Below are 19,540 nucleotides of genomic sequence, written 5' to 3' on the forward strand. Positions count from 1 at the left end.
GTCCCGGCGGACGCTCAACGATGGCGGCGCAGCCGCCATACCGTGAGCAGAAAACTGAGCAGCGCGACCGCGAGCCAGCCGCCCAGGGTCCGACTGTCGCCACCGATCCACAGCACACTCGCCACGATGCCCACGCTGAGCCCGCCAAGGCCCAGCGCCAGCAATGCGTCGCGCCGGGTGCGCTGCCGCGAAAGCAGCACGAACGCGCCCAGCGCCGCGAGCAGTACCGCCAGCACGCGCGCGCCGGCCACGAACTCCGGCGGCTCCGGCAGATCCGGGAACATGTCCAGCACCGGCACGTCGCCAACCTGCACGTCGTAGCCCCGGCCGTCGGCCGCATCCGTTGCAGCAACCAGCCGGTCGCCATCGAGACGGCCAACCACGGTGACCTCCTGCAGCGGCACCTCCTCCCAGCTCACCCGTACATCGCCCAGGCGCGGGTCGCCGGGATGGGAGCTGGTGACCAGATAATTCCCCTGTCGGCTGAAGCTCGCCGCAAGATTCTCCGGCAGCGATTTCGGGTCCGGTAAGGCGAGCTCGGAACCGGGCAGCGCGTGCAGCAGCACCGGGCCGAGCTTGAACCCGCCCACCTGCACCAGGCCCGCATCGAACTGCCTGCCGCTGATCGGGAAGCTGGCCGGGTTGGTGTGCCCGGCCGGCTCACGGAAGCGGCTGGCATCCAGCGGCCGGTCGACCCAGTCGAGCTCGTAGTGCACCCCGTCGCCGATGCGTACTTCGCGCCATTGGAACATCTCCACACGGCGTGTCAGTACCGGCGTATTCACGCGCAGATTGAACTCCGGATCCCGCGGCGCCTCCACCACCCTCGGCGTGGCGACGATGCGCGCCATGTAGCCATGTTGTCCGGCCTCCGGCTGGGCATCGGTGCCCAGGTTGATCAGTTCGCCGCCATGGCGGGTGGCGGCCGCTCGATAGTTGAGCAAGGCGCGCGAAGTCATCGCCACCAGCCCGACTCCGGCCAGCACCAGCAGGGCGCCGATGATGTTCGATGCCAGCCCGCGCACGGATGCGCTCCTGCGCCGGCCCATCAGGCCTCCCCTGCCGCAGGCGGTGGCGTGCCGTGCAGCGTGCGCTGCTCGTCGGCGGTCCCGAAGCGCCCGCGTTCGTCGCGGGTGATCCGTGCCAGCGCGCATTCGTGGTCGTGCGTGAAGAACAGCCGCACGCCGCGGGCCAGCTTGTCTTCCAGAAATGTGCGCTTCTCGTCGATGAGCTTCTCCGGCCAGCGGTCGTAACCCATCGTGATCGGCAGATGCACCCAGAAACGACCTGGGATCAGGTCGGCGCAGAACACCACACCGCCGACCTCGGCCAGCATCAGCCCCGGCGTATGGCCGTCCGAGAAGAAGAAGCGCACCGACTCGCCCAGCGTCCGCGAATACTCGCCCTCGACCAGTTCCAGCCGGCCGCTGGCTTCCAGCAACGGCTGCAGTTCCGGCACGAACGAGGCGCGGTCGCGCGGATGCGGTTTCAGCGCGCGGCGCCAATGCTCCGCGCCCGCCACGAAGCGTGCGTTCGGGAACAGCAGCCGCAGCGGCTTGCCTTCCTCCCATGCCGCCAGCAGGCCGCCGGCATGGTCGAAGTGCAGGTGCGACAGCACCACCACGTCGATGTCCGCATCGGTCAGGCCGGCCTCGGCCAGCGAGTCCAGCAGCACGTGCCGCGATTCGACCACGCCATAGCGTTCGCGCAGCGCCGGCTCGAAGAACGCACCGATGCCGGTCTCGAACAGCACGTTGCGCCCATCCAGATCCTTCACCAGCAGGCAACGGCAGGCCAGCGGAATGCGATTCTCCGCATCCGGCTCGATCCAGCGCGACCACAGCGCCTTCGGCGCATTGCCGAACATGGCGCCGCCATCAAGTCGCTGCGAGTTGCCGAGTAGCGAGAACAGTTCCATGGCCTGACCTTACTGCACCTTGCCCAACCCCGACGGCCGGCGCGGATCGCTGGCGGCGTCGAGCTTGTTGGTCTTGCGGTCCCAGGTGACCACGTTCATGAAACCCCACGGTTCGCGCGGCTCGAGCTTGTAGCCCATCTTCGTCAGCGCGGCGCTGGTGGCGGGGTCGAACGCCCCGTCTTCCACATTCACCACATCCGGCAGGTATTGGTGGTGGAAGCGTTTATGAGCGGTGATCTGCTGCGCGCTCTCGCCATCGACGAAATGCAGGATGCCTTCGAGCACCTGGGTGATGATGGTGGAACCGCCCGGCGAGCCGATCACCGCGACGCGGTCGGCGCCGATCACGATGCTGGGCGACATCGACGACAGCATGCGCTTGCCGCCCTCGGGCGCATTGGCGGCACTGCCGAGCAGGCCGTAGACGTTGGGCTTGTTCGGCACCAGCGCGAAATCGTCCATCTCGTCGTTCAGCAGCACGCCGGTGCCTGCGGCGACGAAGGTGGACCCCATCGTGTAGTTCACCGTGGAGGTGATGGCCGCCATGTTGCCGTCGGCGTCGATGATGGAGAAATGAGTGGTATGCATGCCCGGTTCCGCGGCCTCGGCGCGGGGCAGCATCGACGATGGCGTGGCCTTGTCGGGCAGGATGCCTTGACGCAAGCCGTCGGCGTAGAACGGCGACAGCAACATGTCCAGCGGCATCTGCACGAAATCAGGGTCGCCCAGATAGTCGTTGTGATCGCGGAACGCGCGGCGCATCGCCTCGACGATGTAATGCACGCGCTGTGCCGGGTCCATCCTGGTCAGCTCGAAACCGGACAGGATGTTGAGGATCTCGGCGATCGCCACGCCGCCGGACGACGGCGGCGGCGCGGTGACGATGCGGTAGCCGCGATAGTTGACGACGATCGGCGCGCGCTCCTTCGCCTCGTAGCTGGCCAGGTCGGCCAGCGTCCAGTTGCCACCGGCCGCCTTCACCGCTGCCACCAGCCTGGCCGCCGTCTCGCCGCGGTAAAAGCCGTCATCGCCGTGCGCGGCGATCATCTGCAACGTGCGTGCCTGCTCCGGGTCGCGCCACAGCACACCTTCCGCCGGCGGCTTGTCGTTCGACAAGTACTTCGCGGCCGAGGCGGGCCAGCGCTGCAAGTCCTTGTGCTGCTCGGCGATCGCGTTGCGCAGGCGCGCGTCCGGCAAAAAACCGTCGCGCGCGATGCGGATCGCCGGCGCCAGCGATTGCTGCAGAGGCAGCCGGCCATAGCGCCTGGCGATCAGCACCAGCCCGGCCGGCTCGCCGGGAATGCCGGCCGACAGCGGCCCCTTCAGCGCGGCATCGCGGTTCGGGCTGCCATCCGCATGGAGATAGTCCTTGCGATCGACCGCCGCCGGCGCGATCTCGCGGGCGTCGATGAACACGTCATGGCCGTCCTTTGCCCGATGCAGTACGGCCATGAAGCCGCCGCCGATGCCGGAGCTCTCCGGTTCCACTACCGACAACGTCGCGGCCACGGCAATTGCCGCGTCGAACGCGTTGCCGCCCCTGGCCAGCACTTCATGACCGGCATTCGTGGCGAGGAAATTGGCGCTGGCGATGGCGGCGCGGCCAGGGCGCTGCTGCATCGGGGACGGATGAACCGTCGCCGCCGCTTTCGGTGTGCCGTCGGCCGCGAACGCCGACCCGGCGACCAGCAGCAGGCTCAACAGCACAGGCGACAGCGACAGCCGCCAGGTCAGGGGAAACCTCATGCCGCGGACTCCTTCGCCATCAGGTGGCGGTACTTCAGATCGAGCTGAGCCGGCGATTCCACGTGCTCAGGATCACTGATGATGCACTCGACCGGGCACACCACCACACACTGCGGCTCGTCATGATGACCGACGCATTCGGTGCACAACGCCGGGTCGATCACATAAAACTCCTCACCCAGCGTGATGGCCTTGTTCGGACAGGCGGGCTCACAGACGTCGCAATTGACGCAGGTGTCGAGGATTTTCAGGGACATGGAACTCGATACTACATGCTGGGGGATGGCGCCTGGGGAGCGCGCGCCGGCGTGCTGGTGACTTTCACGGCGGGCGGACTCGCGCATCGATCATCCTGTCGACCGGATGGCGAGAGTGCAACGCCGCGCCGGTGCCACCGGCGCGGCAAATCCACGATTACATGACGACGAAACGGATGGTGGCACCCGTCGGCTTCAGCGCGTCGGTGACTCGCTGTTCGTCGGCCTTGTCGCCGATGAACAGCACGATCACGTCCTTGAACGAACCGGGCTTGGCATCCTTGAACGCCGCCACGACCAGGTCGGCGGTCTTGCTGGAGTCCGGGCCACCGAAGGCCAGCAGGTTGCCCGGCAATACGCCGCGCGCCACGGTGTCCTGCACGCTCTGCAACTGGCGGTCGTTCTGCGCCTTGGCTTCGTCGGTGGTGCCGGCCGTCACCATGTAGGCGTACGGCTGGTTGGCGCTCATGCCCTGCATGTTCTTCTGAACGATCTGGCCGAGGTAGGTGTTCCAGCCCTTCGAATCTGCCGGATCGGTCGGCTTGGGCGCCTGCTGCGCCGCCTGCTGGCCGTCCTGCTGGTCATCTCCGTGTTTGCCGCAAGCGCTCAGGGCCAGCGTGGCGATCAGAGCAAGGGCAGCGATGAGAACGAATTTACGCATGGTTATCACCTTCGGTTTCGGGTTGCTTGTTGGAGCCGGAACGGCTTTTCTGCCAGCGCTGCCGCATGGCCTGCTGTACCGCCGGATGCACGAAACCCGAGATGTCGCCGCCAAGGCGACCGATCTCGCGCACCAGCGAGGATGAAATGAAGCTGTATTGCTCGGCCGGGGTCAGGAACAGCGTCTCGGCCTGCGGAATCAGATGCCGGTTCATGCTGGCAAGCTGGAACTCGTATTCGAAATCCGACACGGCGCGCAGGCCTCGGATGATCACGCCTGCACCGAGGTCCTCGACGAACGTGGCCAGCAGGCAATCGAAGCCGCGCACTTCCACGTTGGGCAGATCGGCCAGCGCCATGCGCGCCAGCGTGATCCGTTCTCCGATGCTGAAGCCCGGCCCCTTGCTCGAACTGTCAGCCACTGCTACCACTACCCGATCGAACAAGTGGGCGGCGCGCGTCACCAGGTCGGTGTGACCGTTGGTGATCGGATCGAAAGTCCCCGGATAGACGGCCAGGCGTGGGTTGCCCAAAGGTTTTCTCACAAGACGAAAGCGGCAGTGGATATGACCCTAGCTTAACGGAAGCGCGCGCCGATAGAGCGCAAAGCGTACCTCGCCGGCATGGCCTTCTCGATGCAGCTGCCAGTGGGCTGGCAGCTCCGGCGGGCCGTGGCGAGGCGACTCCACGTAAATCCACGCCCGCGCGGTCAGCCAGCCGCCCTGCTCCAGTTGCCGGGCCAGCGGCGACCACAACTGCAGCGCGAACGGCGGATCGAGGAATACCAGCTCATTCTGCTGCGGCGCACCTTGCAGAAACTGCGCCGCGTCCTGCACGGACACCTGGCCGGCGCTGGCTTTCAACCGCATGAGGTTGTCGCGCAGCGCCTGCGCCGCACGCGCGTCGCGCTCGACAAACTGCACGCCAGCCGCGCCGCGCGACAACGCCTCGATACCGAGTGCGCCGGTACCGGCGCACAGGTCGAGGCAGCGCGCACCCTCGATCATCGGGGCCAGCCAGTTGAACAGCGTCTCGCGCACGCGCTCGGCGGTCGGCCGCAGGCCCGGCGAATCCGGCACGTCGAGCCGTGAATTGCGCAGGCTGCCACCGATGATGCGGATGCGCCCGGGCGATGCATCGCGGCGACTGCTCACGACGCGGCAACCGTTGCGGCCAGACCCTCAGCGGGCGGTAAAGGTTGGGGTGTTAGCATGCCGCCATTGTCTTTGAATCACGGCCGCAATGCTCAAGTTCTGGAAGAAGAAGCCTGCCGAAGCGGGGCCCGCCGGCACCGCTCCGCAGCCGCCTACCGCCAACTCCCCCGCCGGCGCCGCCGTGCCGGAAAGCGGTGATCCGTTGCTGCATGAGGCGCTGTCGGAGATTCCCGCGCTCCTGGAGACGCAACCCGACACCGAACGCTTCGTCGCGCCATCCATCGAGCCTGCCGCCAGCACCGAGCCGCCGGCAACCAGGCGCAGCTGGCGTGAACGGCTCTCCGGCAATGCCTTCGCACGCGGCCTGAGCACGCTGTTCGTGCGCCATCCCAGGCTCGACGATGACCTGCTCGACGAACTCGAAACCACCCTGATCACCGCCGACGTCGGTATCGAAGCCAGCAGCGAGCTGGTCGAGGACCTGCGCCGGCGCATGCACAAGCGCGAGTTCGCCGATGCCGGCGCCTTGCTGGCAGCGTTGCGCCAGGCACTGATCGCCCTGCTCACGCCGGTCGAGCAACCGCTGGATATACGCGGCAGGCACCCGTTTGTGGTTCTCGTCGTCGGCATCAACGGTGCAGGCAAGACCACCACCATCGGAAAACTCGCCCGTCGCTGGCGCGACGAACGCCATGCCGTGATGCTGGCCGCGGGCGACACGTTCCGTGCCGCTGCCGTCGAGCAGCTGAAAACCTGGGGCGAGCGCAACCAGGTGCCAGTGATCTCCCAAGGCCAGGATGCCGATGCCGCCAGCGTGATCTTCGATGCGCTGCAGGCCGCGCGCTCACGCGGCATCGACGTGCTGATAGCCGACACGGCGGGCCGCCTGCACACCCAGGGTGGCCTGATGGACGAACTGGGCAAGATCGCCCGCGTGCTGAGAAAGATCGACAACGATGCGCCGCACGAAGTGCTGATGGTGATCGACGGCACGACCGGCCAGAACGCGGTCAATCAGGTGCGCCAGTTCCGCCAGATCGTCGGCGTCACCGGCCTGGTCGTGACCAAGCTCGACGGCACGGCCAAGGGCGGCGTCGTGTTCGCGCTGGCGCGCGAGTTCGGCCTGCCGATCCGCTATGTCGGGCTGGGTGAAACCGCCACCGATCTGCGCGTGTTCGCGGCCGAGGCGTTTGTCGATGGCCTGCTGCCCGACAGCCTCGGTGGGCACGGGCATGCACATGACTGAATCTCCACGACGAGGCTGAGCCGATGTCGCGCCGATTGCGGTTGACCCTTCTGATACTTGGCGGCCTCGCCCTGGCCGTCGTGCTGGCCGCCGTTATAGCCGTCTATCTGCTGCTGCAGCCCGAACGCTTCACCCGGATGCTGCAGACCCAGGCGCGTGCCGCCGGACTGGAGCTGAACCTGGCCAGCCCGGCCAGCCCGACGCTGTTTCCGCGTCCGGCGCTCGACCTGAACGGCATCACGCTGAATGCGGAGGGCGCCAACGTGCCGATCCTGCTGGCGGCGCGTGGGCAACTGGCACTGCCATGGCACACGCTGTTCGGCGGGCCGACCGTCATTTCGCAATTGCAGATCGAATCGCCACGCGTCGATCTGGACGCCTTGCAGGAATGGCTGAGCGGCTTGCCTGCGCAGCCTGCCGGCACACCGCCGAACATCCCGCGCATCGACACCGGCGTCAGCATCAGCCGCGGCAGCCTGGTGCGCGGCAATGAAGTGCTGCTCGACAACGTCTCGCTCGAGGCGGGCAGCCTGGTCTCGGGCCAGCCGTTTCCGCTGAGCCTGTCCGCCACCACGGCGGCGAATACGCCGCTGCGGCTGCGGCTGTCCGCCACGCCGCGCATCGAGGGCAATGCGCTGCAACTGGACAACATCACGCTGCACCTTTCGCAAGGCAGCGCGATGACGCTGGCGCTCACCGGCACCGCGCATTGGCATGGCGCCGCCGATGCCGCCGCCAGCCTTGCCGGCAAGCTCGATCAGGCCGATGCCGGTCAGTACGATATATCGCTGACGTTGACCCCGGCCAACCAGGGCAGCCCGCTGCTGCTCGCCCTGAAACTCGACGGCCCCGGCAACCACGCCGATCTGCGCCTGCCGCCGCTGGCCCTGGCTCATTGGTGGAGCCAGCTCGGCGACGAACAAGCACCGCAGCTGGCCGTGCCGCCCATCAGCGGCCATGCGGAAATCGCCAAGGTGGAAATCGGCGGCATCAGCATCGAGGGGCTCGCTGTGCAGGCCGGCGACGATGTGCCTGCGGCAGCCGGCACCTCCGCAGCACCGGCAAGGACCGCCGCCGACGAACAGCCGTCCGGACAAAAGTGACGGTGCACTACCACCCCGAACCAGGCCGTTCACCGAGGTCGAAGGGTGGCCCTTCGATCCCGATGGACTAGGCTCAGGGTGAACAGATGAAACGCAACGGCTTATCGCGGTTCGTCGCGCCCCGGGAGAACCGATGAGCGCAACACTGGCCACTCGACTGCTGCACTGGTACGACCAGTACGGCCGCAAGGACCTGCCATGGCAGCACCCGCGCGACGCTTACCGCGTATGGTTGTCCGAGGTGATGCTGCAACAGACCCAGGTCGCCACGGTCATCGCCTACTTCGAACGCTTCATCCGCACGCTGCCGACGCTTCGCGATCTCGCCGCCGCCGATGAAGACACCGTGCTGGCGCTGTGGTCAGGGCTCGGCTACTACCGCCGCGCGCGCTTCCTGCACCGCGCCGCGCAGATCTGCACCGAACAACATGGCGGTGAGCTGCCGCGCGATTTCGAGGCGTTGAATGCATTGCCCGGCGTCGGCCGCTCCACTGCCGGCGCAATCCTGGCACAGGCGCACGGGCTGCGTTTCGCGATCCTCGACGGCAACGTCAAACGCGTGCTGGCCCGCTACCACGGCATTCACGGCCATCCCGGCGAAAGCGCGGTGGAAAGGCAGCTTTGGCTGCATGCCGACACGCATACGCCGACCAGCCGCGTGGCCGACTACACCCAGGCGATCATGGATCTGGGTGCCACCCTCTGTGTGCGCTCGCGCCCGCGCTGTGGCGATTGCCCGCTGGCCGGCGACTGCGTCGCGTACCGCGACGATCTCACCGCGCTGCTGCCCAGCCGCAAGCCCGGCAAGACCATCCCGACCCGCGCCACCGTGATGCTTGTCCTGCGCGACAACCAGGGCCAGGTGCTGCTGGAGCGCCGCGGCCCGCAAGGCGTCTGGTCCGGTCTGTGGAGCCTGCCTGAAGCCGCCGATCCCGAAGGTGCGTGGCGCATCGCGCAACAGCACGCGCAGATCGACGACGCGCAAGCCCTCGCCCCGTTCACCCATGTGTTCAGCCACTATCGGTTGAACATCGAGCCGCTGCTGTTCGATCGAGCGAAGGCGCAACGCGGTATCGCCGACGATCCGCACCTGCGCTGGTGCAGCGCCGACGAAATCGGCGCACTCGGCCTGCCTGCGCCCGTGCGAACATTGTTGCTGCAGATCAACGACGCTGGGTGAAGGCATGACGCAAACTTCGCATCCAGCGCCGAATGTGACAGTAGACAAGGACACGAACCATGAGCCGTACGATCCATTGCGCCAAGCTCGGCGTCGACGCCGAAGGCCTCGACTTCGCCCCCTGGCCCGGCCCGCTCGGCCAGCGCATCTACGCCGAGATATCCAAGCCCGCCTGGCAGCAGTGGCTGGCCCATCAGACCACGTTGATCAACGAGTACCGGCTGAACCCGCTCGACCCGAAGGCGCGCAAATACCTCGGCGAGGAGATGGAGAAATTCCTGTTCGGCGGCGACTTCGCCAAGGCCGCCGGCTTCACCGCCCCGGGCGGCGAGTCTTGACGAAACGCCGCGCATTCGGTCTAATGCGCGGCTCCACGCACCATCCGCAACCCTCGCGGCTGCGCCTTGGTTTCCCAGATTTCCGGCCGGGTAGCTCAGTTGGTAGAGCAGGGGATTGAAAATCCCCGTGTCGGCGGTTCGATTCCGTCCCCGGCCACCATGTACAGCAAACATTGAGCCCACTTTCGCGAGTGGGCTCAATGTTTTTGGGTGCAGTCTCGACCTGAGTCGCCGGTGGTCGCGTGGTGCGATGTCGGGTCGAATGATATGTCGCTGGACACATTCCGCTGGCGATCAACGGTGCTACATTCGGGCGGCAACCATCCACAACGAAGGGGATACCCGCATGAAAGGAAATGGATTCGCCGTTCGATCGACGTTGCTCGCCGGCCTGATGCTCGCATTCGCCGGGCCCGTCCTGGCGCAGCAGCAGCCCGATGCCGGATTGGGCAGCGCATGGCCCACCGATACGCCCGACGTTAGCAGCATGCCCGGTTACCACGTCTATACGTGGGTGAAGTCCGGCGTGAAGTACGTCCAGGTCAACGACAACTCGGGCCAGGTCCTGGTGGCTTTGGCCAATGCGGGTGACGTTTTCCTGCCGCTGCCGATGGGCAGTGCCGCGCAGGATCTCCGCATGCCGCAGGATGCTTCCGTCACCACCTCACCGGGCGCCACGGTCTATCAGGACGATACGATGATGATGACCGCCACACCGCAGACCAGCGGCGCGGTCATGTTCCAGGCCATATCGACCTGCACCAATCCGGTCGAGTGCAGCACGCACGTCAACGGAAACTGAAGAGTTCCGGGGTGGTGCTGTCGACCGGCACCGCCCATTCCTTCGAGCGGGCCTCGTCATCGTAGACCATGGCACTGATGCATTCGCCGTGTGCGCTGGCGTGTACCTTCACGGTTCCCTCGTAGAGAGCCGCGCGGTCCCTGATGGCATCGATGCCCAGGCCGGTGGCGGCCAGCCGGTGAAGCAGCGGACCGCCGCGCACGCGTAACCCGGGGTCCGCCGAGAACAATGCATCGATCCGCACCACAGCCCAGCGTCGGCCGGCATGTCGCCCGCTGCGCAGCCGAACCGTAAGGTCGCCCACGCTGTGGATGGAACACAAGTAGGTGATCGCCTCGGATACCAGCCGATGCAGAGCGAGTTGCACGGGACTCGACAATTGATCGATGCCGCCGCGCGCCGCGCACCAGTAGCCGATACGTTGGGTATTCAGGGCGCGTGCAATGCCGCCCCTCCGCAGCGCGGCGACCAGGCCATGCTCACGCAGGGTTACCGGGTTCAGGCCGTCCGCCAACTGGAACAATTGCTCCCGGGTAACCGTCGTCCGCCGCCGGAATTCGCGGGGGTCAACCGTCACCCGCGTCTGCCGCAGCCGTTCGAACATCAGTTCTTCGGTCGCATGAATGGTTTCACTGATCAGCTCGATCCCGACCGATGTCTGGCGCAGCTGCGCTTCACACTGCGCCTGGATGCGGCGGGCCAGGTCGAGGGATCTGCCGGCAAGTTCGCTCCCCTGCCCCTTTTGCTGGTGCAGCACTGCGATCCGGCTTCCGAACAGCAACATCGAGGTGGCGGCGAATGCCACGAACACTTCCGCCTGCAACGTCGACGTGTCGTAGAGCTCCGGCATGGTCAGCACCACCGCGACGCTGGCGACCGTGCCACCGATGGCGGCACCGTGCCAGCCATGGCGTAGCGCAAGCCAGACCACCGGCAGGAACATCAGCATCCGCGCAACCTGGCGGGATCCTTCGCCCGACGCCTCCAGCCCGATCCATACCAGCAGCGCCAGCGCCGGCACCACAAAGGCCGCCACCTCAATTGCCAAGCGGCCGCGCAACGCACGCTCCAGGCCCATACGCCATGATGCGGCCCGCTTCGCCCTGCCCTCCCACACCATCAACACCAGGGGGACCAAGGTCAGGATGCCCAGATAGTTGCCAATGAACCACCGCGCAGCCTCAACGCTATAGTTGATCGGCGGAAAACCGGAAGGAGCCTTGGCCACCGAAAGGGCAGCCATGTTCATGAAAGTCCACAATGCGGACACCGCCAACGTGCATATCAGCACGGCCCCCATGCGCACCGGACCACGGGCCGGGATCATGTTCAGTCGGTCGCGACAGGCCCTGACCACAGGCATGGCGAGGGCAATCGGCGGCACCAGCATCAGGCTGGACCAGACCCAGCCAAACGTCTCGATGCACGAGAAGCTGACGTAGGCCACCGGGCCCAACTCGCCGACCACCAAGGCCGGCCAGTAGCGGTAAGGCACCAGCAGCAGCACCGCCAGACGGTAGCCCGAGAAGAGCACCCAGTGCGACCAAGACACCTGACGCAGCAATACATACCCGAGTGCGTACGCCAGCGCTATCGCGCCGTGCCGCAGCCATACGTTCCGTCGTGATCCGTCTTTCATCCGGCGACCCTCTGGCAATCAGGCGTTCCTATCGGCAGGAACGACGGGGAGAACCCACCCATACGGATCATGCCCCTGAAACCGTATCGAAACTGCGACGTCATAGACGAAGCAGTCCACCCCGAAGAACTGCGCCGATAGTCCTACACCTGCGCCGCCGCTGCAATGGCAGGAACGCATGTCAAGCCCTCCACGCGCTGCGTCCACCGTCAAAATCCCGGCGGACCAGGGGTGGGCCACTCAGACTTCCAGTCGATCATCCGGCCGCGCCACCAGGGCATACAGCGCCGGCATCAGGAAGATGCTGATCAGCAGCCGGGTGAACAACCCGCTGACGATGACCAGAGCAAACGGCCGCTGCGTGTCGGTGCCGACGCCGGTGGCCAACGCTGCCGGCAACAGACCCAGCGCCGCGACCAGTGCGGTCATCATGATCGGACGCAGGCGCAGGATCGCGCCTTCCCGGATCGCCTCGTTGAGGGCAGTCCCGCCGCGGCGCAGTTCGTTGACATAGGAGATGTAGACGACGGCGGTCTGTACCGAGACGCCGAACAGGGCAAGGAAGCCGATCCCGGAAGATACCGAGAACGGCGTGCCGGTGACCCACAGCGCCACGATGCCACCCACCGGCGCCGACAGCAGCACGCCGAGCACGGTGATGAATGGAAACTTGAAGTTGCTGTAGAGAGTGAACAACAACAGGAAGATCAGCGACAGCGTCAGCGGCAGGATCACGTTCATCTGCGCGCGCGAAGCGGTGTACTCGGAATATTCGCCGCCCCAGTCCAGCCGGTAGCCCTGCGGCAGGCCGACCTTCTTGCCGACCTGCGCGATGGCGTCCTCCACGGCCCCGGCCAGATCGCGCCCATCCACCGAGAACTGGACGCCGATGTAGCGAGAATTATCCTGCCGGTAAATGAAGGAAGCGCCGTTGGTCACCCCGATGTCCGCCAGTTCCTTCAGCGGAATCTGCTGCCCGGCGGGTGTCGCGACCAGGATGTTGCCGATTTCCTCCGGATTGTCGCGGTAACGCTTCTCGAGGCGGACGACCAGATCGAACTGCTTCTCGCCCTGCACCACTTGCGTAGCCACACTTCCGCCGATGGCGGTACTGATCAGGCCGTTGATGTCGGCGACGTTCAGGCCGTATCTGGCGATCGCGGCGCGGTCGATCGTGATGCTCAGGCTGGGTTGTCCGAGTTCCTTCACCAGGGTCACGTCGCGGATGCCGCGCACATTCTCCAGCACGCGCTTGATCGCCTTGCCCTTCTGCTGCAGCGTGCCGAGGTCAGGGCCGAACACCTTCACCGCCAGCGCGCTCTTCAAACCGGTCTCGGCCTCGTCCACCGCATCTTCGGCCGGCTGTGTGTAGTTGAAGATGATGCCGGGAAACGATTGCAGCTTCCGGTTGATCGCAGCAATGAGTTCGGCCTTGTCGTGGTAGCTGCCGGTCCATTGCGAATACGGTTTGAGGCCTACGTAGAACTCGGCGTTGAAGAAGCCGGTCGAATCGGTGCCGTCGTCCGGCCTGCCGTGTTCGGAGGCGACCGTGGTGACTTCGGGAAACGAGCGCAGGATGTCACGCACCTTGGGCACGATCTTCGCCGACTCGTCGAATGAAATGGTGTAAGGCATCGTTGCGCGCACCCACAGCGCGCCTTCGTCAAGTTGCGGCATGAACTCGGCGCCGATGCGCGGAACAAGCAGCAGCGAAGCGGCCAGCAAAATGGCGCAGGCCGACGTCGTGCCCCAGGCATGCGCGAGACAGAAGTCCAGCCCCTTCGCATAGACCGCCTTGATCGCCTCGAAAATGCCGTTGCGCCGCTCATGCACGCCCTTGCGCATCAGCCAGGCGCACAGCACCGGCAGCAAGGTCAATGTGACGATCAGCGAGCCGACCAGCGCGAATACCATCGTGTCCGCCATCGGCCTGAACAGCGTTCCGGACGGTCCCGACAGCACGTAGATCGGCAGGAAGCTGACCACGATGACCGCGATGGCATAGAAAATCGGACGATCCACTTCCGCTGCGGCGTCGACGATGATGTCCCTGATGTTGAGCGGCGTGCCTTGGCGCTCGGCGATCTGGCGATAGATGTTTTCCACCATCACCACCGCGCCATCCACCAGGATGCCGAAATCCACTGCACCGATGGAAAGCAGGTTGGCCGATGCGTTCTGCAGGTCGAGGCAGATGAACGCAAACAGCAACGCCAGCGGAATGGTGACGGCGACGATCAGTCCCGCGCGGAAGTCGTACAGAAAGAACACCAGGATCACGACGACCAGCAGCATGCCGCGCAACAGGTTCTGCTTGACGACCTGGGTGGTCACGGCGACCAGGTCGGAGCGGTCGTAGAACGGCACCACCTTGACGTCCTTGGGCAGCACGTGATCATTGAGCTCTTTCGTCTTCGCCTCGACCCGCGTCAGCACATCCTGGGTCTTTTCGCCGGTGCGCAGGAAGATCACGCCCTCCACCGCATCGTCCTGCTTCTCGAAGCCGAATTCGCCCAGCCGCGGCGCAATGCCGGTGGTCACGCGACCGACGTCCTTCAGCAGTACCGGCGTGCCGTCGTGCACGGCGAGCACCACGTTGCCGATGTCATCCAGCGTGCTCAGCCGCCCGCTGCCGCGCACGTAATAGAACTGGCCGCCTTGGGAATAGAAGCCGCCGCCGGCGTTGCCGTTGTTGGCGGCCAGCGCGGCTTCCACCTGAGTGGCGGAGAGGCCGACCGCGGCGATCTTCGCCTGGTCAAGCAGCACCTGGTACTGCATGGTGCCGCCGCCGAAGCCGGAGTCGTCCGCCACGCCGGGAACGGATCGGTACTGCGGCTCGATGATCCAGTCCTCGAGCGTTTTCAGTTCCGTCGGCGAGCGGTCGGTGCTTTGCAGCACGTACCGGTAGATCAGGCCCGACGGCGAGGACAGCGGCGACACGGACGGCTTCACACCGTCGGGCAGGTCGAGATCGCCGAGGCGGTTGAACACCTCCTGGCGGGCAAGGTTGTGATCGGTGCCATCCTGAAACGTGATGACGACATCGGACAGGCCGTACATCGAGACGGAACGCGTGTTGGTGGTTCTGGCGATGCCGGTCATGCCGAGCTCGACCGGCACGGTGATCAGCCGCTCCACTTCCTCGGCAGCGTGGCCGGGCCATTGCGCGACCAGCTCGACGCTGGGCGGCGAAAGATCGGGGTAGGCATCGACCGGCAGGCGCTGCAGCGAACGCGCGCCTGCACCGGTCAGGATCAGCGTCATCAGGATGACCAGAAAAGGCTGCAGCAGCGAGGCGGAGACGATCCGGTTCATGATCGAAGCCGTACGCGACGGCGGCGCGGCGGCGGGCAATGGATCGCTCATTGGCTTTGCATGAACTGCACGAAGATGCCGCCGTCGACCACGACCTGGTCGCCCGCGGCCAGTCCGTCGGCTATTTCGTACCGATCGCCGTCGCGATAGCCGAGGGTCACGTGCCGCCGCGCGAAGCTGCCATCGCGCTGGGCGGCGTAGACGAACGGCAGATTCTCGTCGTCACGCAGGATGGCCGAGACCGGCACCAGCAACCCCGTGCTCTGCCTGCGCGAATGGATGCGCACGCTGACGTACATGTGCTTCTTCAGAAGGTCATCGGGATTGTCCACGACCACCCGCGCCGCCACCGCGCGCGTGTCGGGATTCACCTGGGCGGAGACGTTGGCCACGGTGCCGCGCAGATTCTTCGAGGACGTGCCGGTCACCACATCCACCGGATCGCCGATACCGACCGACGCCAGCTCGGAACCGGACACCTGCGCCATCACCCACACCCGCGACAGATCAGCCACGGTGAAGCAAGGCGTGCTGCCGGCTTGCAGCAGCTGCCCCGGCGTGATCAATTTTTCCACCACCGTCCCGGACACCGGCGCACGGATGCTGCCCTCGATGCGCGGCACCGGCCGACCGGCCTGGACATCCCTGACGACCTGCCTGTCGACACCCAGCGAGGCAAGCGCCTGCAAGGCCGCATCGCGGTCGGCCTCGGCATTGGCCGCGTCGGTCTGCGCCTGCTGCTCCTCGCGCGGGGCGACGCCGTCGTGCTGCACGAGGTCCTTGTCCATATCGGCCAGCCGACGCGCATTGCGCGCGGTGGCGAACGCCTTGCGGTACGTGCTGACAGCTTGCGCAAAATCCGGCGAATCCACCCAAGCCAGCGCCTGACCTTTTTCCACCTTGTCGCCAGGCGACACCAGCAGGCGCGTCACCGGGCCGGAAAACGGCGCCAGCACCGCCGTGGCCCGGTCGTTGTCGAAATCCACCACGCCGGTGGTCTCGACCGTCTTGCTGAAGGTCGACGGCGCCACGGTGTGCAGACGAATGTGCTGACGCTGGGTGGCCGTCATCGTGACGTTGCTGGCGCTGACCGGCGCCGCCGATGCGTCGGCGTGGTCGCCGGACGCCGAGCATCCGGCCCCCGCCAGCGCGACCATCAGCATGGCGATGGAAAGCCCGCCACGACGCATGGCCTCAGGTACCCCGGAGAACGATCTATTTTTCATCTGCATCCCGAGTCGAAACGGCATGGGCGGTATCCGCGCGATGCCACCAGCCACCGCCCAGCGCCTGATACAGCGCGGCGGTGTCGACATAGCGATTCGCCCGCGCCTGCACCAGATTGACCTGCGCCTGCTGATACGCCTGCTCGGCACTCAACACGGACAGGTAGCCGGCGTAGCCGTCTTTCCATTGCCGCCGGGACAGATCGAGCGTCACCTTTGCAGCATCGGCGGCGCTGGCCGCGGTCGTCAGGCCAGCGGCGTCCTGTTCGAGCGCGGCCAGCGTGTCGGCGACATTCTGGAAGGCGGTGAGCACGGTGCTGCGATATTGCGCGGCCGCCTCCATGTACGCCGCCCTCGCCGCGTGCTCCTGGTGCCGCAGCGTGCCACCCTGGAAAACCGGCGCCGCCAGATTCGCACCCAGGCTCCAGAACCCGGTGCCCGCCTTGAACAGCCGGCCCATCGCCAACGCCGTGCTGCCGGCATTGGCGCTCAGCGAGATATTCGGCAGCCGGTTCGCCATGGCGACGCCGACCTCGGCACTGGCGGCGTGCAGAACCGCCTCGGCCTGGCGCACATCCGGGCGCTGCGCCACCAGCGTCGATGGCAGGCTCAGCGGCAGATCCTGCGGCAGATGCAGGCTCGACAGCGTGAATTCTCCATCCGGCAGCTGGCTCGGAAACTGGCCGGCCAGCGCGGCCAGCAGGTCATGCTGCTGGGCCAGTTGCTTGAGCAGTGGCGGCAGCGTGGCGGCGACTTGCGCCAATTGCGATTCCTGCGCGGCAACGTCGAGCCGCCCGGCGTAACCCCTGGCGGACTGGTAGCGCAGGATTTCCAGCATGCGGGTGTCCGCTTCGATCATCCGGCGCGTCGCCTCCACCTGCGCCTGCAGCGAAGCCTGCTGGATCGCGGCGACCACCACGTTGGCGGTCAACGTGAGCCGGGTAGCGATGGTCTGGAAACGAACGGCCTGCTCCTGCGCCTGCAACGACTCCACCCCTCGCCGGTTCAGCCCGAACACATCGGGCACGTACGACACGCTTACCTGCGGAGTGAACAGGTTGTACAGAAACGCGTTGTTGCTGGGCACGGGCGCGAGCGCGCCGGGCGGATCCTGCCGGCGGCTTGCCGACATGCCGGCGGCGACGGCGGGATAGTTGGCGCCGCGCCCCGCCAGGACGTTCTCCCTGGCCACCGAAAGCGCCGCTTGCGCCGCCTTGAGGTCGGGGTTGCTGGCTAGCGATTGCTCGATCAGCGCATTCAGCTCGGAGGAGTGAAACAGCGTCCACCAGTCGGCGGGTATGTCGCCGCCCCGGTTGAAGCGCTGCACTTCGCCGCCGACGATGTTCGTGCTGCCAGCGGTGGCGGCGAGCGGGTGCACCGTGTAATCACCGACCTCGGGGGCGGCCGGCTTGCTGAAATCGGGCCCGACGGCGCAGCCGGCCAGTAGCGAGGCCAGCATCGCGAGGACAAGCCGGCCAGGCAGCCGGCGGGTGGACAACCTTGCAGATGCCCGTGCGGACTTGGCTGACACATCGCCCCACGTCATCTTCATGCGAGCGTGTCTTCCAGGGAATCCAAACCGGAATGTAACGATATATCGTTACATGGAACGGCGAAAACCCTGCCGGAAGTCATGCCGCCACGGGGCTGGGCGTGCGGCGCCCATCGCGCGAGCAAGCCCCCCGCGTGGCCCGTCAGCCGGTCGACGTGAGAAACTCGGCATTCACTGATACGCGTCGACGCCATGACCACCCAGAAATACGACTTCCGCCAATTCCAGGAAGAGCTCGCCAAACTCGAGCGCAAGGTAGAGAAGCAGCAGCCGGCCAGGCCGCTCGGCAAGAAGGCCGTGGCGGCCCAGCGCCTGGCGATGGCGCGCGAGGAGTTCCTGGTCCTGCGCAAGCGGCACGATCTGAGCGTCGCCGACGTGGTGGCGTTCTTTCCCGAGGAGGAAGGCATCGCCTACTTGCAGCAGTTGATCGCTGCCGCCCAGGCGAAGCCCCGACGCGCACGAAAGTCATGACGCCGATATGGCGGCGGTTGCCATGGCCGAATCGACCCACGGGCAAGCCTTGGCGAGCGCGGGCGATGCTGTTTTCCATGGCGCTGCTTGCCGTGAGCGGCTGCACCAGGCCGGACCGGCGATCCTCGGTGGTGGTAACGCGGCCGACGGCATCCTCCCCGCCGGTAGCGCCGATCCAGGATCGCCACCCGCGCTCGCTGTCAGCGATCATCAACAACGAGCTCCAGCTTGGCCGTTACGCCGACGGCGAGGCCGACCTGCAGCAGTACCTGAAACAGCATCCCGCCGACCGTGCGGCGCGGGCCATGCTGCATCAGCTCACCGCCGATCCGCAGCGATCGCTCGGCGAAGGATGGCAGCCGCACGTCGTGCGGACGGGCGATTCCTACAGCAGCCTGGCCGCCCGCTACCTCGGTGACGCGAACCTGTTCCTGATCCTCGCCCGCTACAACAACTCGACCAATCCGTCGATGCTGCGCGTGGGGGAGACGTTGCACATGCCGAAGTCCGGGCGAAGCGCGCCGGTGGCCGTCGAGGCGCCAGCGCTTGTCGTCGACACCAATCATCGCGATGTTGCCGCGGTAACCGAATCCCGCACAGCCAAGGCACGGCGTCTGCAGGACGAAAGCGTGGGCTTGCTCGATCAGGGCCACAACGATCAGGCACTGGCCCGTCTGGGCGAAGCCCTGGCTCTCGACCCGCGGCTGAAGCCGGTCGACGCCAAGACGGCCGCCTTGCGCACCCAGTTGCTGGGCTCCTATCACGAACGCGCGATCGTGCTGTACCGCGACCAGCAACTGGAGCAGGCCATTGCGTTGTGGAACCGCCTGCTGGCGATCGACCCCGGTTACGAGCCGGCCATCGTCTATCGCACGCGGGCGCTCGAACTGCAGCATCGGCTCAAGCAGTACTGAGCGCTGCGCGCCGCTCTGC

18 protein-coding genes and 1 tRNA gene are annotated in these 19,540 nt (G+C 66.2%); 8 read left to right on the forward strand and 11 right to left on the reverse strand.

The window, feature by feature from the left end; translation table 11 throughout:
* Positions 1 to 14: 14 nt before the first annotated feature.
* From ACFPME_RS09675 to rsmD, 7 genes are all read right to left on the reverse strand, one after another.
* Positions 15 to 1,049 (reverse strand): TMEM43 family protein, encoded by a 1,035-nt coding sequence (locus tag ACFPME_RS09675; RefSeq protein WP_377304615.1) that lies wholly within the window; start codon positions 1,047 to 1,049, stop codon positions 15 to 17.
* Complete coding sequence (locus ACFPME_RS09680; protein ID WP_377304617.1) at positions 1,049 to 1,918, reverse strand: MBL fold metallo-hydrolase; 870 nt, start codon at positions 1,916 to 1,918, stop codon at positions 1,049 to 1,051. The genes ACFPME_RS09675 and ACFPME_RS09680 overlap by 1 nt, the downstream gene beginning before the upstream one ends.
* 9 nt (positions 1,919 to 1,927) lie before the next feature.
* On the reverse strand, positions 1,928 to 3,664 hold the full coding sequence (gene ggt, locus ACFPME_RS09685; protein WP_377304619.1) for a gamma-glutamyltransferase: 1,737 nt from the start codon (positions 3,662 to 3,664) through the stop codon (positions 1,928 to 1,930).
* A complete protein-coding gene (locus tag ACFPME_RS09690; protein WP_377304621.1) occupies positions 3,661 to 3,921 on the reverse strand; it encodes a YfhL family 4Fe-4S dicluster ferredoxin in 261 nt (86 codons plus the stop codon). The genes ggt and ACFPME_RS09690 overlap by 4 nt, the downstream gene beginning before the upstream one ends.
* A gap of 157 nt (positions 3,922 to 4,078) precedes the next feature.
* The gene (locus ACFPME_RS09695; RefSeq protein WP_377304623.1) at positions 4,079 to 4,582 is read right to left on the reverse strand and encodes a hypothetical protein; all 504 of its coding nucleotides are present in this window, start codon (positions 4,580 to 4,582) and stop codon (positions 4,079 to 4,081) included.
* The gene (gene coaD / locus ACFPME_RS09700) at positions 4,575 to 5,114 is read right to left on the reverse strand and encodes a pantetheine-phosphate adenylyltransferase (RefSeq protein WP_377304625.1); all 540 of its coding nucleotides are present in this window, start codon (positions 5,112 to 5,114) and stop codon (positions 4,575 to 4,577) included. Before coaD ends, ACFPME_RS09695 begins: the two co-directional genes overlap by 8 nt.
* 39 nt (positions 5,115 to 5,153) lie before the next feature.
* The gene (gene rsmD / locus ACFPME_RS09705) at positions 5,154 to 5,735 is read right to left on the reverse strand and encodes a 16S rRNA (guanine(966)-N(2))-methyltransferase RsmD (RefSeq protein WP_377304627.1); all 582 of its coding nucleotides are present in this window, start codon (positions 5,733 to 5,735) and stop codon (positions 5,154 to 5,156) included.
* Between the two features lie 88 nt (positions 5,736 to 5,823).
* Between rsmD and ftsY the strand changes: the two genes are divergently transcribed.
* The 6 genes from ftsY to ACFPME_RS09735 all read left to right on the forward strand — a co-directional run bounded on the left by ftsY (position 5,824) and on the right by ACFPME_RS09735 (position 10,404).
* Complete coding sequence (ftsY, locus tag ACFPME_RS09710; RefSeq protein ID WP_377304630.1) at positions 5,824 to 6,981, forward strand: signal recognition particle-docking protein FtsY; 1,158 nt, start codon at positions 5,824 to 5,826, stop codon at positions 6,979 to 6,981.
* A 23-nt stretch (positions 6,982 to 7,004) separates the two neighbouring features.
* Positions 7,005 to 8,084 carry an AsmA family protein gene (locus ACFPME_RS09715; RefSeq protein WP_377304632.1) on the forward strand — a complete coding sequence of 360 codons (1,080 nt, stop codon included), beginning with the start codon at positions 7,005 to 7,007 and terminating at the stop codon, positions 8,082 to 8,084.
* A 133-nt stretch (positions 8,085 to 8,217) separates the two neighbouring features.
* Positions 8,218 to 9,264, forward strand: a complete 1,047-nt coding sequence (gene mutY / locus ACFPME_RS09720) for an A/G-specific adenine glycosylase (protein ID WP_377304634.1) — start codon at positions 8,218 to 8,220, stop codon at positions 9,262 to 9,264.
* Between the two features lie 59 nt (positions 9,265 to 9,323).
* The gene (locus tag ACFPME_RS09725) at positions 9,324 to 9,602 is read left to right on the forward strand and encodes an oxidative damage protection protein (protein WP_377304636.1); all 279 of its coding nucleotides are present in this window, start codon (positions 9,324 to 9,326) and stop codon (positions 9,600 to 9,602) included.
* A gap of 84 nt (positions 9,603 to 9,686) precedes the next feature.
* Positions 9,687 to 9,762 (forward strand) — tRNA-Phe (locus tag ACFPME_RS09730).
* A gap of 219 nt (positions 9,763 to 9,981) precedes the next feature.
* Positions 9,982 to 10,404 (forward strand): hypothetical protein, encoded by a 423-nt coding sequence (locus ACFPME_RS09735; RefSeq protein ID WP_377304638.1) that lies wholly within the window; start codon positions 9,982 to 9,984, stop codon positions 10,402 to 10,404.
* On the opposite strand, the gene ACFPME_RS09740 is transcribed toward ACFPME_RS09735, so the two are convergent.
* The 4 genes from ACFPME_RS09740 to ACFPME_RS09755 form a co-directional block, all read right to left on the reverse strand.
* On the reverse strand, positions 10,391 to 12,043 hold the full coding sequence (locus tag ACFPME_RS09740) for an MASE1 domain-containing protein (RefSeq protein WP_377304640.1): 1,653 nt from the start codon (positions 12,041 to 12,043) through the stop codon (positions 10,391 to 10,393). The two genes, ACFPME_RS09735 and ACFPME_RS09740, sit on opposite strands and share 14 nt — an antisense overlap.
* A gap of 240 nt (positions 12,044 to 12,283) precedes the next feature.
* A complete protein-coding gene (locus ACFPME_RS09745) occupies positions 12,284 to 15,409 on the reverse strand; it encodes an efflux RND transporter permease subunit (RefSeq protein WP_377304642.1) in 3,126 nt (1,041 codons plus the stop codon).
* Positions 15,406 to 16,584, reverse strand: coding sequence for an efflux RND transporter periplasmic adaptor subunit (locus ACFPME_RS09750; RefSeq protein WP_377304644.1), 1,179 nt, complete (start codon positions 16,582 to 16,584; stop codon positions 15,406 to 15,408). The genes ACFPME_RS09745 and ACFPME_RS09750 overlap by 4 nt, the downstream gene beginning before the upstream one ends.
* Positions 16,574 to 18,136 (reverse strand): efflux transporter outer membrane subunit, encoded by a 1,563-nt coding sequence (locus ACFPME_RS09755; RefSeq protein ID WP_377304647.1) that lies wholly within the window; start codon positions 18,134 to 18,136, stop codon positions 16,574 to 16,576. Before ACFPME_RS09755 ends, ACFPME_RS09750 begins: the two co-directional genes overlap by 11 nt.
* A 192-nt stretch (positions 18,137 to 18,328) precedes the next feature.
* Between ACFPME_RS09755 and ACFPME_RS09760 the strand changes: the two genes are divergently transcribed.
* Together ACFPME_RS09760 and ACFPME_RS09765 are read left to right on the forward strand one after the other, a co-directional pair.
* The gene (locus tag ACFPME_RS09760; protein WP_377304649.1) at positions 18,329 to 18,607 is read left to right on the forward strand and encodes a 2-hydroxyacyl-CoA dehydratase; all 279 of its coding nucleotides are present in this window, start codon (positions 18,329 to 18,331) and stop codon (positions 18,605 to 18,607) included.
* A 65-nt stretch (positions 18,608 to 18,672) separates the two neighbouring features.
* Complete coding sequence (locus ACFPME_RS09765) at positions 18,673 to 19,521, forward strand: LysM peptidoglycan-binding domain-containing protein (RefSeq protein ID WP_377304651.1); 849 nt, start codon at positions 18,673 to 18,675, stop codon at positions 19,519 to 19,521.
* Positions 19,522 to 19,540 lie beyond the last annotated feature (19 nt).

This window comes from Rhodanobacter umsongensis, assembly GCF_042654965.1.
Lineage (GTDB): Bacteria > Pseudomonadota > Gammaproteobacteria > Xanthomonadales > Rhodanobacteraceae > Rhodanobacter > Rhodanobacter umsongensis.

Excerpts from the sequence above, each read along its gene's own strand:
- ACFPME_RS09675 (WP_377304615.1), bottom strand. The coding sequence starts at position 1,049 with ATGGGCCGGCGCAGGAGCGCATCCGTGCGCGGGCTGGCATCGAACATC.
- ACFPME_RS09680 (WP_377304617.1), bottom strand. The coding sequence starts at position 1,918 with ATGGAACTGTTCTCGCTACTCGGCAACTCGCAGCGACTTGATGGCGGC.
- ggt (WP_377304619.1), bottom strand. The coding sequence starts at position 3,664 with ATGAGGTTTCCCCTGACCTGGCGGCTGTCGCTGTCGCCTGTGCTGTTG.
- ACFPME_RS09690 (WP_377304621.1), bottom strand. The coding sequence starts at position 3,921 with ATGTCCCTGAAAATCCTCGACACCTGCGTCAATTGCGACGTCTGTGAG.
- ACFPME_RS09695 (WP_377304623.1), bottom strand. The coding sequence starts at position 4,582 with ATGCGTAAATTCGTTCTCATCGCTGCCCTTGCTCTGATCGCCACGCTG.
- ftsY (WP_377304630.1), top strand. The coding sequence starts at position 5,824 with ATGCTCAAGTTCTGGAAGAAGAAGCCTGCCGAAGCGGGGCCCGCCGGC.
- ACFPME_RS09715 (WP_377304632.1), top strand. The coding sequence starts at position 7,005 with ATGTCGCGCCGATTGCGGTTGACCCTTCTGATACTTGGCGGCCTCGCC.
- mutY (WP_377304634.1), top strand. The coding sequence starts at position 8,218 with ATGAGCGCAACACTGGCCACTCGACTGCTGCACTGGTACGACCAGTAC.
- ACFPME_RS09725 (WP_377304636.1), top strand. The coding sequence starts at position 9,324 with ATGAGCCGTACGATCCATTGCGCCAAGCTCGGCGTCGACGCCGAAGGC.
- ACFPME_RS09740 (WP_377304640.1), bottom strand. The coding sequence starts at position 12,043 with ATGAAAGACGGATCACGACGGAACGTATGGCTGCGGCACGGCGCGATA.
- ACFPME_RS09745 (WP_377304642.1), bottom strand. The coding sequence starts at position 15,409 with ATGAGCGATCCATTGCCCGCCGCCGCGCCGCCGTCGCGTACGGCTTCG.
- ACFPME_RS09750 (WP_377304644.1), bottom strand. The coding sequence starts at position 16,584 with ATGAAAAATAGATCGTTCTCCGGGGTACCTGAGGCCATGCGTCGTGGC.
- ACFPME_RS09755 (WP_377304647.1), bottom strand. The coding sequence starts at position 18,136 with ATGAAGATGACGTGGGGCGATGTGTCAGCCAAGTCCGCACGGGCATCT.
- ACFPME_RS09760 (WP_377304649.1), top strand. The coding sequence starts at position 18,329 with ATGACCACCCAGAAATACGACTTCCGCCAATTCCAGGAAGAGCTCGCC.
- ACFPME_RS09765 (WP_377304651.1), top strand. The coding sequence starts at position 18,673 with ATGCTGTTTTCCATGGCGCTGCTTGCCGTGAGCGGCTGCACCAGGCCG.